The sequence below is a fragment of the Kitasatospora sp. NPDC056531 genome, from assembly GCF_042794375.1.
In the GTDB taxonomy this organism is placed as follows: Bacteria; Actinomycetota; Actinomycetes; order Streptomycetales; family Streptomycetaceae; genus Kitasatospora.
In genome coordinates this window covers 4,986-5,684 of sequence record NZ_JBHTTU010000193.1, presented here as the reverse complement: position 1 = coordinate 5,684, position 699 = coordinate 4,986, and the positions used below count along the sequence as shown (strand labels likewise).

The following is a 699-nucleotide window of genomic DNA, read 5'->3' as shown; positions in this document are numbered from 1 at the left end:
AAGCCCCGCCCGACCCGCCAGAGCCTGCGTCCCCTCCCCCCCCCGCGCTCCCCACCGCCATGGCATGAGGAGCCTGGCGCGCTCGGCGACACGTGAATCCCCACCGCCAGCGGGGCTCCCCCGGTGCCGCCGACCACGGCTCACGTACCCGAGGAGGCCAGGCGCCGGCTGAGCTGTTCCAGGTAGTCGTCGTAGCAAGCCGCCACGTCGTCGAGATCCACCATCGGCGGCAGGTCGATCACCGGCTGGTGCTCGGCCAGGAACTCCGCCGTCTCCTCCACCAGCCGCTGTTCGTCGGCCGACGTGGCGTGGAGTTGTTCGGCGACGGTCTCGCTCGCCCTGAACCTCGACTGGATCATCTCCTCACCGGCGCGGGCCCGCAGCAGATACTCATGGTCACCTAGCGGCTCGACCTCGAAATGCTCCGACATGGCCGCCTCCTCCCGGATATCACCGCTCAGCGCCCGGTCGGTCCTGTCCGACGGCAGGCCGACCTCATGCGCTCACGCTCTACGACACCCACGATCCCCCGGCTCGCAGGGGAACGCGACACGGCACGTCCTCTGATATTGCGCGCCGTGCATGAACGCGGGAGGCGAGGCCATGTCCCAGCACACCGCCCCGTAGGCGCGGGGCACCTGGGAGGGGGTGCCGGTCGAGGGGGGGGGGCGAGGGGGGGGGGGCGGTTGACCTGGTTGA

At 71.1% G+C, this 699-nt stretch carries 1 protein-coding gene; it reads right to left on the bottom strand.

From position 1 onward, the window contains the following. Positions 1-140 precede the first annotated feature (140 nt). A complete protein-coding gene (locus tag ACFQ87_RS43920; RefSeq protein WP_380616656.1) occupies positions 141-431 on the bottom strand; it encodes a hypothetical protein in 291 nt (96 codons plus the stop codon). Positions 432-699: the final 268 nt, after the last annotated feature.

What these genes read in the sequence shown, in the direction of transcription:
- ACFQ87_RS43920 (WP_380616656.1), bottom strand. Translation starts at nt 431, where the DNA reads ATGTCGGAGCATTTCGAGGTCGAGCCGCTAGGTGACCATGAGTATCTG.